This window comes from Streptomyces coelicoflavus (genome assembly GCF_003112555.1).
Classification (GTDB): Bacteria; Actinomycetota; Actinomycetes; order Streptomycetales; family Streptomycetaceae; genus Streptomyces; species Streptomyces coelicoflavus.
The window spans coordinates 82,845-95,092 of the sequence record NZ_BEWB01000003.1 but is presented as its reverse complement, the minus strand read 5'-3'; the positions used below and the strand labels follow the sequence as shown (position 1 = coordinate 95,092).

At 66.3% G+C, this 12,248-nt stretch carries 12 protein-coding genes and 1 pseudogene; 8 read left to right on the top strand and 5 right to left on the bottom strand.

Translation table 11 applies throughout. From position 1 onward, the window contains the following. Positions 1-79 precede the first annotated feature (79 nt). The 3 genes from Sco07f_RS05510 to Sco07f_RS05500 all read right to left on the bottom strand — a co-directional run bounded on the left by Sco07f_RS05510 (position 80) and on the right by Sco07f_RS05500 (position 2,359). A complete protein-coding gene (locus Sco07f_RS05510; protein ID WP_174855323.1) occupies positions 80-913 on the bottom strand; it encodes an MIP/aquaporin family protein in 834 nt (277 codons plus the stop codon). Between the two features lie 287 nt (positions 914-1,200). Continuing rightward, entirely contained in the window at positions 1,201-1,599 is a 399-nt protein-coding gene (locus tag Sco07f_RS05505; protein WP_108987140.1) for a hypothetical protein, read from the bottom strand. A gap of 19 nt (positions 1,600-1,618) precedes the next feature. Further along, the gene (locus Sco07f_RS05500; protein WP_244941990.1) at positions 1,619-2,359 is read right to left on the bottom strand and encodes a hypothetical protein; all 741 of its coding nucleotides are present in this window, start codon (positions 2,357-2,359) and stop codon (positions 1,619-1,621) included. Between the two features lie 780 nt (positions 2,360-3,139). Here Sco07f_RS05500 and Sco07f_RS05495 point away from each other — a divergent pair. Beyond that, a complete protein-coding gene (locus tag Sco07f_RS05495; RefSeq protein WP_108987138.1) occupies positions 3,140-4,486 on the top strand; it encodes an AAA family ATPase in 1,347 nt (448 codons plus the stop codon). An 859-nt stretch (positions 4,487-5,345) separates the two neighbouring features. Here Sco07f_RS05495 and Sco07f_RS05490 read toward each other — a convergent pair. Together Sco07f_RS05490 and Sco07f_RS05485 are read right to left on the bottom strand one after the other, a co-directional pair. Further along, positions 5,346-5,915 carry a GNAT family N-acetyltransferase gene (locus Sco07f_RS05490; RefSeq protein WP_108987137.1) on the bottom strand — a complete coding sequence of 190 codons (570 nt, stop codon included), beginning with the start codon at positions 5,913-5,915 and terminating at the stop codon, positions 5,346-5,348. After that, the gene (locus Sco07f_RS05485) at positions 5,912-6,685 is read right to left on the bottom strand and encodes a GntR family transcriptional regulator (RefSeq protein ID WP_108987136.1); all 774 of its coding nucleotides are present in this window, start codon (positions 6,683-6,685) and stop codon (positions 5,912-5,914) included. The genes Sco07f_RS05490 and Sco07f_RS05485 overlap by 4 nt, the downstream gene beginning before the upstream one ends. A gap of 571 nt (positions 6,686-7,256) precedes the next feature. On the opposite strand from Sco07f_RS05485, the gene Sco07f_RS05480 reads away from it, so the two are divergent. The 7 genes and pseudogenes from Sco07f_RS05480 (at position 7,257) to Sco07f_RS05460 (ending at position 12,122) form a co-directional block, all read left to right on the top strand. Further along, positions 7,257-7,526 carry a DUF6284 family protein gene (locus tag Sco07f_RS05480; protein WP_108987135.1) on the top strand — a complete coding sequence of 90 codons (270 nt, stop codon included), beginning with the start codon at positions 7,257-7,259 and terminating at the stop codon, positions 7,524-7,526. After that, positions 7,523-8,407, top strand: coding sequence for a DUF2637 domain-containing protein (locus Sco07f_RS05475; RefSeq protein WP_108987134.1), 885 nt, complete (start codon positions 7,523-7,525; stop codon positions 8,405-8,407). Before Sco07f_RS05480 ends, Sco07f_RS05475 begins: the two co-directional genes overlap by 4 nt. Further along, positions 8,404-8,832 (top strand): annotated as a pseudogene (locus Sco07f_RS40495) (DNA cytosine methyltransferase); the annotation flags it as partial. The gene Sco07f_RS05475 and the pseudogene Sco07f_RS40495, both read left to right, overlap by 4 nt. Beyond that, entirely contained in the window at positions 8,807-9,373 is a 567-nt protein-coding gene (locus tag Sco07f_RS40490; protein WP_244942009.1) for a hypothetical protein, read from the top strand. The pseudogene Sco07f_RS40495 and the gene Sco07f_RS40490, both read left to right, overlap by 26 nt. Then, positions 9,361-9,549 carry a hypothetical protein gene (locus tag Sco07f_RS40485; RefSeq protein ID WP_237546503.1) on the top strand — a complete coding sequence of 63 codons (189 nt, stop codon included), beginning with the start codon at positions 9,361-9,363 and terminating at the stop codon, positions 9,547-9,549. Before Sco07f_RS40490 ends, Sco07f_RS40485 begins: the two co-directional genes overlap by 13 nt. A gap of 29 nt (positions 9,550-9,578) precedes the next feature. Beyond that, positions 9,579-9,896 carry a hypothetical protein gene (locus tag Sco07f_RS05465; protein WP_108987132.1) on the top strand — a complete coding sequence of 106 codons (318 nt, stop codon included), beginning with the start codon at positions 9,579-9,581 and terminating at the stop codon, positions 9,894-9,896. Positions 9,897-10,001: 105 nt separating this feature from the next. After that, the gene (locus tag Sco07f_RS05460) at positions 10,002-12,122 is read left to right on the top strand and encodes an FtsK/SpoIIIE domain-containing protein (protein ID WP_108987131.1); all 2,121 of its coding nucleotides are present in this window, start codon (positions 10,002-10,004) and stop codon (positions 12,120-12,122) included. Positions 12,123-12,248 lie beyond the last annotated feature (126 nt).

Here is a 12,248-nt window from a genome sequence, read left to right as displayed (position 1 = left end):
ACCTCCGTACGCCCGTCGATTCCCCCGTGACCCACTTCTCATGGTTCTCCGGTGGACGAGAGGGGGCAAATCGGTCGCGTCAGGGCTCCTCGGTGGCCGGCCCTTCCTCGCGCTCGCTCAACCTGGCCTTGATCACCGGGCTGATGAGCAGGTCGTACACCAGGACCCCGACGACCCCGCCGATGAGCGGGCCGACGATGGGGATCCACCAGTAGCCGCTGAACCACTCGAAGGTGCCGGGCAGCGCGATGTCGCCCCAGCCCTCGAAGAAGGTGAACAGGCGGGGGCCGAAGTCGCGGGCCGGATTGATCGCGTACCCCGCGTTGGTGCCGAAGGTGAGGCCGATCGCGACGACGACGAGTCCGATGAGGTACGGGTGGAGATTGGCCTTCGGCGCCGTGTTGCGGGTGTCGATCAGCGCGCAGATCAGCAGCAGCAGCATGCCCGTCCCCACGATCTGGTCGAGCAGGGGGCCCCACCAGGAGTCGCCGAAGTACTCGGCGGGGAACGTGGCGAAGATCGAGTACGTCGTCAGCGACGTCTCCCGGGTCTCGCCGGCCTTGGCGATGGCCGCGTCGATCGCCCACCGGTAGCAGGCGTACACGAGAGCGGCGGCGACGAAGGCGCCCACGACCTGCGCGAGCCAGTAGGGCAGGACCTTCCGCCACGGGAAGTCCCGCCGCACCGCGAACCCGAGGGTCACCGCGGGATTGAGGTGCGCCCCGCTGATGCCGCCGGCCACGTAGACGCCGAACACGACGGCGAGACCCCAGCCCCACGAGATGATGAGCCAGTTGGCGGGGCCGAAGTCCGCGGTCTGCCGACCGGACCCCGGCAGCCCGGCGACGGCGACGGCCACCGAACCGACGCCGAACAGAATCAGGACGAACGTCCCCAGGAACTCGGCGCACATCTCTCCGCCGAGACCCTTTCGATAACCGCGTCGATGAACCACCCGTTCGGCCACCGGCCCTCCTTCACTGGAACGGAACAGACCAGTCCGCTCCATACCCGCAGAAAACGCCGCCCGGTCGCTCGACCGGGAGAATGCACCGGTTGGCGCGCGAGAATTCCCCTCGACGGAGCAGTGCCGGGCCCGGGAAGAAGGAATGAAATGACCCGGACGAAGACGGTGCTGGGCACACCCGGCATGCGTGCGCCCAGCACCGGTGGTGCGGGTGGTACGGGTGGTACGGGTGGTCAGACGAACGCGACCGCGGCGGCCCCACCGAGCGCGGCCAGCACGTATGCCAGCGTCTCGTGCCGCCCCTTGAGCGGCTTGTGGTCGCCGTGTGTGCCGAGCAGCATGACGGAATGGGCGGCGTAGCCCGGAACCAGCACGCCGAGCACGCCGAGCAGGCTCAGCGTGCCGATACTCCACTCGAAGTCACTACCGCTGAACACGGCTACCGCTACCAGAGCCAGCGCCGCGACGGAGTACACCAGGCCGGGTCCGAGCCTGATGTCGTCACGCTTCCGGGGTGCCACTCCTCCCTTCCTGCGGTGGCGCCAGTGCCGCCGCTCGGTGCCCAGACGGGCAAGCAGCATGAGGACGATTTCCGCAGCCAGAACGGCAACGGAGACATGCTCCAGAGTCACTTGTTCACCTCCGCCAGGGTCACGTGCAGGCCTTCTGAATGGCGCTGATGCCGATGAACGCCTTGACGGCTTCCCGCTCCTTCGAACCCACGTGCTTGCCCTTCATGAAGCGCCAGAGGATCGTGGCCGTCTTCTTGGCGCCGTAACTCTTGAACAGTTTGACGGCGCGGGCCACCCGGACGCCCGAGCCGGCGGGGACGAAGGAGATCAGCACCCCCGCCACGGCCGCGGAGCAGCCGACAACGAACTTGGTCTGGTCCCACCAGCCGAAAGCAACGACGGGGGCCTTTTCGCCGCTCTCGGCGGCAAGGCTCTCGAGAGTGGCGTGGCGGACCTTCTCGTTCGCCAGGACGGGCAGCAAGGCGGCTTGGGCGTCGGCGTCGCCGGAGTGGGCGGCCTCGGCCGTCTGCTGAGCGGTGGGCGACGCGGGCAGCGCCGCGAGCCGGTCGCGCAGGCCCTGGAAGTCGATGGTGCGGGTGAGCGAGATCTCCAACGCGTCGGCAAACTGGCTCTCGCTGATGCCGAGTTCGGCTATGCCCTCGGCCAGGATCCTGCCCTGCTCCAGTTCATCGGCGGTGAAGTCGCCGACGACGGTGGTGGTGCCAGCAGTGGCGAAAGTGCCGGGAGCGGCGGAAGTGCCGGGAGTGACCCCGGCCGCCTGCGCTCCGGTGCTGGTGGCGAAGACCGCGCCGGCCGTGAGCGCGGAGACGAGTACGGCGGCGCGCGTGAACATGGTGCGGTTGATCGTTCTGTTGGACATGTGCCCGAAGTTCCCCATTCTGGGCTGATTTCGGGTACGGCGCAGCACGCCCGGTTCTCGTATGAGCGGGAAGGGATGCGCGTACCCGGGTGGTCGGCGATCACCCCACCACATCAAGATCATCACGACTATGACGAAAGACACGAATCCGCCTCATGTCTTCCTCAAGGGCGCATGTGCCCAAAAACGTCGCGAGAGCCCACGACGGCACCCGGCATCCGGCGCCCGGCGTCCACGGGCAGGGAGGTCACTGGCCGATCCGTGAGCCTGTGGCTGAGACACGTCGAAGGGCCCCACCGCGAACGGTGGGGCCCTTCGACATCGTGCCCGGTGAGGCACTGGCGGAGGATACGAGATTCGAACTCGTGAGGGGTTGCCCCCAACACGCTTTCCAACTGTCCGCGTGGCCGTCCGGCGTCGTTCACAAAGGATCACGGTGCAGGTCAGGTGGGGCGGGCGTACGGCGGTGGACGACAACAGCCGTCAGTGAACTGGACAAGGATGAGGACAACGAACGGCGTCCTCGGGAGCGATGGGAGGGAGTACGGACGTCAGCCGTCGTGGGCCACTGCGCCAGCCTTACCGGTGATGACGCATGCGTTCCTGGTCGATGGCGTCCGAGGTTGGGTCCACAGGGCGCCGCCGGGCTGTCCGCTGCGGACCATTGCGAGGGCTTCTTCGACGGCCCTGAGCACCAGGTCCAATATGCGTCAACGAGACTCCTATTGCGGCATGTCTGGGGTACTGTCGAGCCCCGTCTGAACGACTTCGAGGACAGCCATGGATGACACTTTCCTTGAACAGCCCGGCAACGAAGGGCCTAACAACGAAGACGTCAAGTTCGCCCACTTCGGGCGGCTCGTGCACTACTCGGTATCCGGGCTATTTGGCTACTACGATCACGAGTTCGCTCTTGACGTCGACGAGCCGACCATCCTGACGGGGGCGAACGGGACGGGGAAGTCTACAGTCCTTCGCTCCATTAACTGGATCAGTCGTGGTCACTTTAGTGCTCTCATTCGGACTGATTTCGATGCCATGGCTCTCGTCTTTGAAGACGCGATGCTTCGTATTCAAAAAATCTCCAACGACCGTCTGGAGCTTCAATTGAGGCGCAGGACAGGAAGGCCAAAGCACTGGCGCTATACATTGGATTCGGAGTCTAGGCTAACTCCAAGTATGGAGAGGAGCCTTTTTAATCTTCGAGATGCATTTGGAGTGGAGGAGTGGGATGACCTGACACCTGAGGCGCGCAATCGGCTAATTCACCGCTATGCTGTCAATCCGCAATCGGATAAGCCGGGATGGGTCGAGAACATTCCGCAATCTTTCCCAGCTCTTTTCGTTACAGATCAGCGTTTGGCTCCTGAGCGTAGGCGTCGCCCGAAGAAGCGAGGGGATGGCGAAACGATCGGCGTAGTTGCGGCCATTGAAGCCGCCGTACTGCATATCAATGACGAAGTGCAAAGGTACAAATCGCTATACGGCACAGCGTCGCAGAATCTGGATCAAAATTTCCCGCGCAGGGTTTTCTCGGCGATTAGCTCGCAGAGAGAGTTTGGTGGCAGCAAGGATGTGTTGCGAGAGTTTCAAAAGGTTCAGTCTATTCGATCTTCACTAGCGACGACGGGGCTTATTAGCCCCACTGAGATCGAAGACTCCATCGCAGATCTTCCTCTCAATAACCCCGACTCGGTTGCACTGATTGCCACCTATCTATCCGACACGAAGGAAAAGCTTTCCACTTTTGAGCCGCTACGCCAGAGATTGGAGCCTTTTATCGAATTTCTGCGCAGGCACTACAGGGACAAGGAAATCCGTATCGATGACAAAGACGGATTTAAGATCGCATCGACCCGTACAGGGGAAGATATCAGTCCTGTCCATCTATCAAGCGGTGAGCAGCAAATGTTCATCCTGGCTCATAAGCTTCTCTTTGAGGCGCCGCCGGGAACTTTGGTGATGATCGACGAGCCGGAGCTCTCGTTGCATGTTCTTTGGCAATCAACATTCGTGGATGACTTGACGGAAATCTCTACCGCGTCGGGCACATATTTTCTGTTGGCTACCCATTCTCCTACTTTGATCGCTGGGCGGACCGATTTGCGACGATCGCTGGACGGGTGACTTCGTGCCTGAGTACACAAACGCCTTCGAGTTGCTTATGGATGCTGAACTCCGCGCGGACGGGCTGGGCGAATCCAGGGGTATTCTAGTAGTTGAAGGTCCCGACGATAAACGAATATTCGCTCGCCATGTGTGTGATCACGCACAGATCTTGCCAGCAGGCGGACGTAAGCTCCTTATCAGTGCTCATCAGAAGGCGAATGCGGAGCAGCGAGGGAAAATTGTTTTCGTTACTGACTGCGACTATGAGGTCCGCAGGGGGGCACTCGCAGGCGCACCTGACCTAATTATCACAACGCTAACGGATATGGAAAGCGATCTACTTACACTCGGACTACTTGAAGCGCTTGTGCTCGATTTGGTCCCCCGAGCGCTGGAATCGCGAGCAGCCTGTCGGCAGATCGTCAGCAGGTTGCGCAGTGACGCCGAGACGGTAGCGCTTCCTCTGGGGCGTGTGCGTATGGCCGCACAACCTCTAGGCGTTCCACTTCATCTTGAAGACCTAAGGCTTGCTCGCTACTGGAACACCAACACTAGGACCATGGACCTTGAAAAGCTGATACGTGCCATGCATACCAAGGTCGCGGATGTGATTGGCGTATCAGATTGGGTGAAGCTGGTGGAGCAAACGCCAGGAGATTCGGGGATGTGTCACGGGAAAGACCTAGTGCGCGCACTTTCCTTCCTGCTAAGGGCAAACTATCGAGTAGAAGTAACTACCGAGTCCCTCGCTAGAATGATGCGGTCCGCACTAACGTCGGAAACGCTGGAGACGTGGGATGTGATTCGACGAATTAGGGCTTGGCAAGTCGCCAATAGAAGGTATGTACTCGGGGTTTAGTGGGGTTTGGTGATCGTTTCATCTACGGCAGATCACTCGCGCCGGAGCGGGGGTTTCGTCTGTAAAGCCGTGCGCAGCGAGGCCCGTCGCCCGCTGTGCAAGCCACCCTGACACCCTTGGTCCACCGTTTACAGCGGTCCCTTCGTGAACCGTTCGGACATGCCGGAAACCGTGGCGCAGGTAGTAAGCCTGCAAGCCGGTGTTTGTCGTCCAAGCGTCCAGACGCAGCCACTCGGCACCCGCACGATGACCACGGTCCACGGCCCAATCGAGCAGTCGACCACCAAGGTTCTGGCCGGCGTGCGTTCGCCCCACGGTCAGCTTGTTGATGAACAGGGAAGGTTCCCTCAGCTCGTCAGCGGTCCACAGGCCCTCTTCTGCTTCCGAGGTCAACGTGATCGTGGCCGCCGTGGCGTCTTCGTCGCGCACCATGAAAACTTCCCCCGCCTTGATGGTGGCGAGCAGCTTGTCAGCAGGGTAGGGGCGCTGCCACTGGTCGGTACCGAGACGAGACAGCCAAGCTGCTGCCTCCTGCCGGAAGGCGAGCAGCTTGGCCAGGTCGTGCGGTTGCGCTGGGCAGATTCTCACCGAGGCTCGTTCTCTTTCCGGCCGGACAGGGTGCCGATCTCGTAGTTCATCTGGTTGAGGTCGCCCCGGAAGGTGGTGACCGTGCAGCGGATCGGCCTATCCTCCGAGTAGCCGGTTCGCGTCCAGAGCAGCACGGGCACCCCAGCGCCGATCTCCAAGAGGCGCGCCTCTTCGGGGGTCGGCATGCGGGCCGCGATCTCGTCGAAGTAGCCCACTTGCTCGATGCCGTGCGACGCGAGATACCGCGTAGTCCCCTCTTCGATGTCGCCCGGCTCTGCGAGCCGTGGTGACCGCTCTGCGAGCCACCCCGGGTACCACGTGGCTTGTGTCGACCACGGCACGTCATCGACGAACCGGTGGCAGAACCGCAGAACCGTGGTGGAGCCCGCATCGACCTTCAACCGTTCCGCGACATCTGCAGATGCCGGGGTCATCTCGACTCGGAACGTCTGGTGCGGTCGGCGGCCTGCGTTCGTCACGTCCGTGCGGTACGCGTCGCCGTTCTGCGGGAAGTCCAGGTTCTCGAACCGAGACGCGTTGAGCTTGAACACCTCGTGTGATCGGACCTCGTAGCCCAACCCTTGGCTGGAGGACACAAGACCCTGGCTGACCAGGAGACTTAGTCCGTTCCGCACGGTGTTCCTCGAAGCGTCAAAGCGCTTCATCAGTTCGCTCTCCGACGGCAGCCGAGGGTCCGACGCGTACTTGCCGCTGTCGATCTCTCGGCGCAGGGCATCGGCCACCTGCCGGTATTTCGGCTGCTTGCTCATGCCCCCATCATGACTCACTCGCTCAACTTGTTGGTACATGTGGGCCCCAATCCCTTGACGACTCACTGTCCGTGGGTGCAGCATCACTGCATCAGCTTGTACCAACAAGTTGAGCAAGCGGAGCAATTCCCTTGAGTTGCTCGCGCCTGCACTGGTGCACAGGGCGGGGACGCTGCAATCCCGCTAAAGGCCAGGTGAAACAGGGTTTCTGCCCGTACTGGCGAGGTGGCCCGGCGACCGCGAGCAACGGCCGGAGAGTGGGGACGCGGTCCCCCTTGCAGTGCTCCAACCTCCTATTGACCTCACCGAAAGGACTCCCAGTGCGACGACGAAGACCCTGAACGCCGCCCGTTACGGACCGGTCGGCGGCGCCTGAACAGCTCGGTCCATCACGGCTCGCAGCCCGGTTGCTGCGTCGACTGCCTCTCTCGCCCGTCCGCTCCGCGCACCGCTGGTGGGACGTACGGGCGAGGGCGCGGGGAGTCGGAATCGACTTCAACGGCGAGCGGCCCCCGGGGTGCCACCCGGGAGCCGCGTTCGGGCCGTTCCTCCCTGAAAGGAACCGCGACCCATGAACCACATCGTCACTGTTCAGGACGCTGTTACCGCGTTCGCCGACTTCATGGAACCCACGAAGGCGGAGCTGGACGCGATCGAGCAGGAGATGCCCGTCATCCTCGCGGACGTTGACCTGCTGGACGCGCACATCGTCACCCTCGACCGCACGCCGACCGAGGTGGACGAGCGGCGCATCCGCCGGGCCCGCCGGCGCGCGCTCGCCGCCCGCGTCGCGCTGGTCAACCGCACGACCGGTGCGAGCGTGCCGGGCGGTGCGGCATGAACCTTCACCGCAAGGGCCGCGCCGCCCTCGTGCTCGCCCTGGTCGCCGTGGTCGGTATGGCGTTCCGGGTGTCGTGGAACGCGCTGCGGGACATCGCCGGCGCGGTCGGCGCGGACGCCACCGCCGCGACGCTGTACCCGTTCGTGGTCGACGGCCTCATGGCGCTCGCCCTGATCGCCACCCTGGTACTGGCCGACCGCGACCGCACGTTCGCGCTGCGGGTGCTGGGGGCGTACACGGTCGCGTCGCTGGTCCTCAACTACGTGCACGGTCTCGTGCCCGAGCTGCACGGCCGCACCGTCGACTGGGGTCGACTCGCGGACTGGGACCCGGCGAACTGGGCCCTGGTCCTGCTCGCTACCTCGTTGCCGGTCGGGTCGATCTACTTCGGTTCCGACCTCGTGGCCAAGGTGCTTCACCACCGCCCCGCCCCGATTCCGACCGCGAGCACGAATGCGGAGGAATCTACCGAGACCGAGATGAAACGGTCTACGGCTGACCTGCCGGTATCGAGCCCCGCGCCGATCACCCCGAACGCGGCGGTGCTGCCCCGTCCGGTGGCCGTCGGCTTCCTCAAGTCGACCCTGCCGGCCAAGCCGCCCCCCTCAATCGCCCCGGCCCCGGTCGCCCCGATCGAGCGGCGTGCGGTGGCGGCGGAGTCGACCCGCCCGCGCCGTGCCACGGGCCGTGTCCCGGCGGTGGCGAAGTCGAGTCGGCCCAAGCGGACACCGGACCAGTTGCTCGCCGAGGCGCGGGAGGCGACGGCCGATTGGCCGGACGCGAAGGTGACCGGTGAGGGCATCCGCCGCGCCATCCGCACCTCGCCCGCGAACGCCCGGTCGCTGCGGGACACGATCCTCGCCGAGCGGGCGGCGGCATGACCGGGCTGCGCATCGGTTCGCTCTGCTCGGGTTACGGCGGCCTGGACATGGCCGCCCAGGCAGTCTTCGGCGGCTCGCTGGCCTGGGTGGCGGACAACGACGCCGGAGCCTGTCGCATCCTCGCCCACCACCACCCGCACGTACCGAACCTCGGCGACATCACCACCGCCCCCTGGGCCGAGGTGGAACCGGTCGACATCGTCACGGGCGGCTACCCGTGCCAGCCGTTCAGCTCCGCCGGCAAGAGGAAGGGAACCGCTGATGAGCGGCACATCTGGCCCGACATCGCCCGTGCCCTTGGGGTTCTACGACCCCGACTCGCGGTGTTTGAGAACGTCGCAGGGCACCTTTCTCTCGGATTCGACACCGTCCTCTGTGACCTTGCCGCCCTCGGGTTCGATGCGCGGTGGTGCACTCTTCGCGCATCTGACGTGGGAGCGGCTCACCAGCGCAAACGCCTCTTCGTCCTCGCCTGGCCTGCCGACTCCGGCAGCACGGGACTGGAAGGGCGGCGGCCAGCGCGGGCAGCTTCCGACCGCCGTCACCTCGCTCCTGCCGACCCCGTCGACCTCGGAGAACACCGGAGCCGGACACGCGGCCCAGGGCGGAATGAACCTGCGCCACGTCGTCTCACTGCTGCCCACCCCGCGCGCGTCGGAGAACGAGAACCGGCAGACCCGGCGCAGCCCCTCACAGGAAGCGGGCACGCACGGCAAGAGCCTGGCCGCCGAGATGGGATCGCTCCTGCCGACCCCGCGGGCCACGGACGGATCGAACGGCGCGGTCTCCCGCACGGAAGCGACGGACCGGCGGGTGCAGTCCGGAACGGCGAACCTGCCCGAGGTGGCGGTGAGCGCGTTCCCGACGGTCCCGCCGGGTGGGGTGAGTACGCCGAAGCGGTCGCGCGGTGGGAGGCGGTCCTCCAGCGCCCCGCCCCCGGGCCAGTTGACGCTGTGGGACGGCTGAGCCCCGCCTTCGTCGAATGGCTCATGGGCCTGCCCGCCGGGCACGTCACCGCCGTCCCCGGCCTGTCCCGCTCCGCCCAGCTCAAGGCGCTGGGCAACGGCGTGGTCCCGCAACAGGCCACGGCCGCGCTGCACTTCCTCGCCCCCGCCGCCCTCCCCTCCCGCACGGCTGCATGAACCTTCCGAACCCAGAGGAGTAGCCGAGCATGCGCAACGCCGACATCCGCCGCCTGGAACGCGCGATCCAGGCGACACAGAAGAAGCTCGACGCGGTCCGCCGGGGCGAGTGGTGGCCGCTGAACGGCAGTGAGCGCCGGGCCATGGCCCGCTCGCTGGCCGCCGGCGGCTACAAGGTCGCCCGGGGCCGCAGCGCGGGCCGCGAGGAACAGCGCATGGACTCCACCGCCAGTTCGGCGGAGGTGCGGCTGAACGCGGAACTGACCGCCCTGCACGGCGAGCGTCAGCGCCTCCTCACCGAGGCCGCCCGCGCCAAGGCCGCCAAGAAGTCGTCCGGCTGGTTCTGACCAGCCCGTTTCCCGCGCCGGGGTGGCCGCTCCTTCCACGGGCCCGGCCACCCCGGCGCTCTCCCTTACTCCCGCCCCGAAGGGGCAGTCAGGAGCAGTTCCAGCATGTCTGAGAACGTCGTTCACCTCCACAAGGCCACCGACCCGCCGACCGCCGACACCGCACCGACGGTGCTCACGGTCGTGCCCGACGCGCCCCCGGCCCGCCCGGTGCCGCTGTGGGTCCGCTCCGGCCGCGTCATGAAGACCGTGGCCACGCACGAAACGACCCGGGCCACGGTCCGGGCGGCGGTCCGGCACGGCCTCTACACCTTCAACGGCGGCCGGATCGTCGCTCGCCGGGCGTGGGACGGCCGTACCGGCTCCCGGTACGAGCGGATGATCCGTGCGGCGGAAGCCGCGGGGAACCTGGAAGCGGCGGAGGAGTGGGAGGAGCGGTTGCAGCGCTTCCGTGCCGCCCGCCACCACCGCCGCATGGACCTGCTCCACTCTCCGGTCGACGCCGCCAAGGGTGTCGCCGTCGGCGCGGGGATGAGCATCGGTGTCCTGGTCGCACTCGGAGTCGTCATGGCCATCAGCACGGGCCACGTCGGCGACGTGGTCACGCCGCTGTCGGCAACGGTCGACTTCATCGCCCTGCTGATCCGCATCGTGCAGGTGGTGTGGGGTCCGGCCCTGTCGATTGGCCCGTTCCTCGCCCTGCTCGCGCTGTGGTCGGTGGGCCGCAAGCAGCACGCCGCTCCCGCCTGGGCGCTGCCCGCCAACGTCCGTAACACTGAGGGGGAGCCGATCACCCCGTCGATCGTGGTCAAGGCCCTGCGCGACCTCGGCGTGCCCGCCCTGGCGCGGGCCATCAAGGAGATGGGCGACGCCGGCGCCTCGATGCTCGGCCCGATCCGGATCGCTGGATGCGGTGTCGAGGTCGACGTGACGCTTCCGTCCGGGGTGGCCACGAACGAGGTGCAGGCCAAGCGGCGCAAGCTCGCGGAGAACCTGACCCGGCACGAACACGAGGTGTTCATCACCATCCCCCAGGCCGCGCGGACGGTGCGGCTGTGGGTCGCCGACTCCGGCGCCCTCGATGAGCCGATCGGCCCGTCGCCGCTGGTCACCGACGACACGATGACCGCCGACTACACCAAGGGCAAGGCGCCCTGGGGTCAGGACCTGCGCGGCGACGCCGCCGCCCTGAGCCTGTATCAGCGCCACCTGCTCATCACGGGCCTGTCGAACCAGGGCAAGACCGTGGCCCTGCGCTCCCTCGCGTTGTGGCTGTCCCTGGACAAGTCCGTGCAGTTCCTCATGGGCGACCTCAAGGGCGCGGGCGACTGGAACATGTTCGACGGCCTCGCCACCACGCTGATCCAGGGGCCGACGGATGAGCACGTCATCCAGGTGACCGAGATGGTCGAGGGCGCCGTGAGCGAGATGAACCGGCGTCTCCAGGCGCCGCCCGGCACGGTGTTCCCGCCGCTGATCGTGCTGGTCGACGAAGCGCAGGTCGCGTTCATGTGCCCCGCCAAGGGCACCGGCAAGGACAAGCGGCCCTACGGCGGCGCGAAGGCCGATTCCCGGTACTTCATGGCCGTGCGGAAGATTCACAACCAGGGACGTGCGGTCAACGTGTTGATGTGGCAGGGCACGCAGGACCCGACGAACGAGAACCTGCCCAAGCTGGTCCGCGAGGGTGCCCACACCCGCGCCTCCCTCGCCCTGGGCACCGAATCCCAGGCCCGCATGGCCCTCGGAGACAAGGCGGTCGACGGCGGCGCGGCGCCGAACCTGCTGCGTCCGGGGCTGGACCGGGGAACCCTGGTCGTCGCCTCCGATGGGATCAGCATCCCGGCGGGACAGTCGTCCATCACGGTGCGCACGCACTACATCGACGACGACGCCGCCACCGCGATCACCGACCGGGCCAAGGCCCTGCGCGACGGCGTCACCACTCTGCACGCCATCGACCACAGCGCGGAGCACGACCCGCTCGCCGACATCGCCGCCGTCATCGGCGACGCCCCGCGGGTGCGCACCAAGGACGTGCTCGCACGGCTCGCCGCGCGCAACGGCGACGCCTACGGCGACTGGTCGTTCCTCGACCTCAAGCGCGTCCTCGACGACGCCGACGCCAGTCCGTACAAGTCCGACGGCGTGATGGTCGTCTCCCGCGACCGGGTGGCGCGCGCCCTCGCCAACCGCGACGACGAGGGTTCCGCTTCCGCCGACTGACGGCAGGGAGCCGACTCCCGGCGGGGCAGGGAGGCAGGGAGAACTCCCTGACCGCCTCCCTGACCCGCCTCCCTGGCTCTGACCTGCGCTAATGATCGTGCAGGGAGTCAGGGAGGCGCGCAGGTC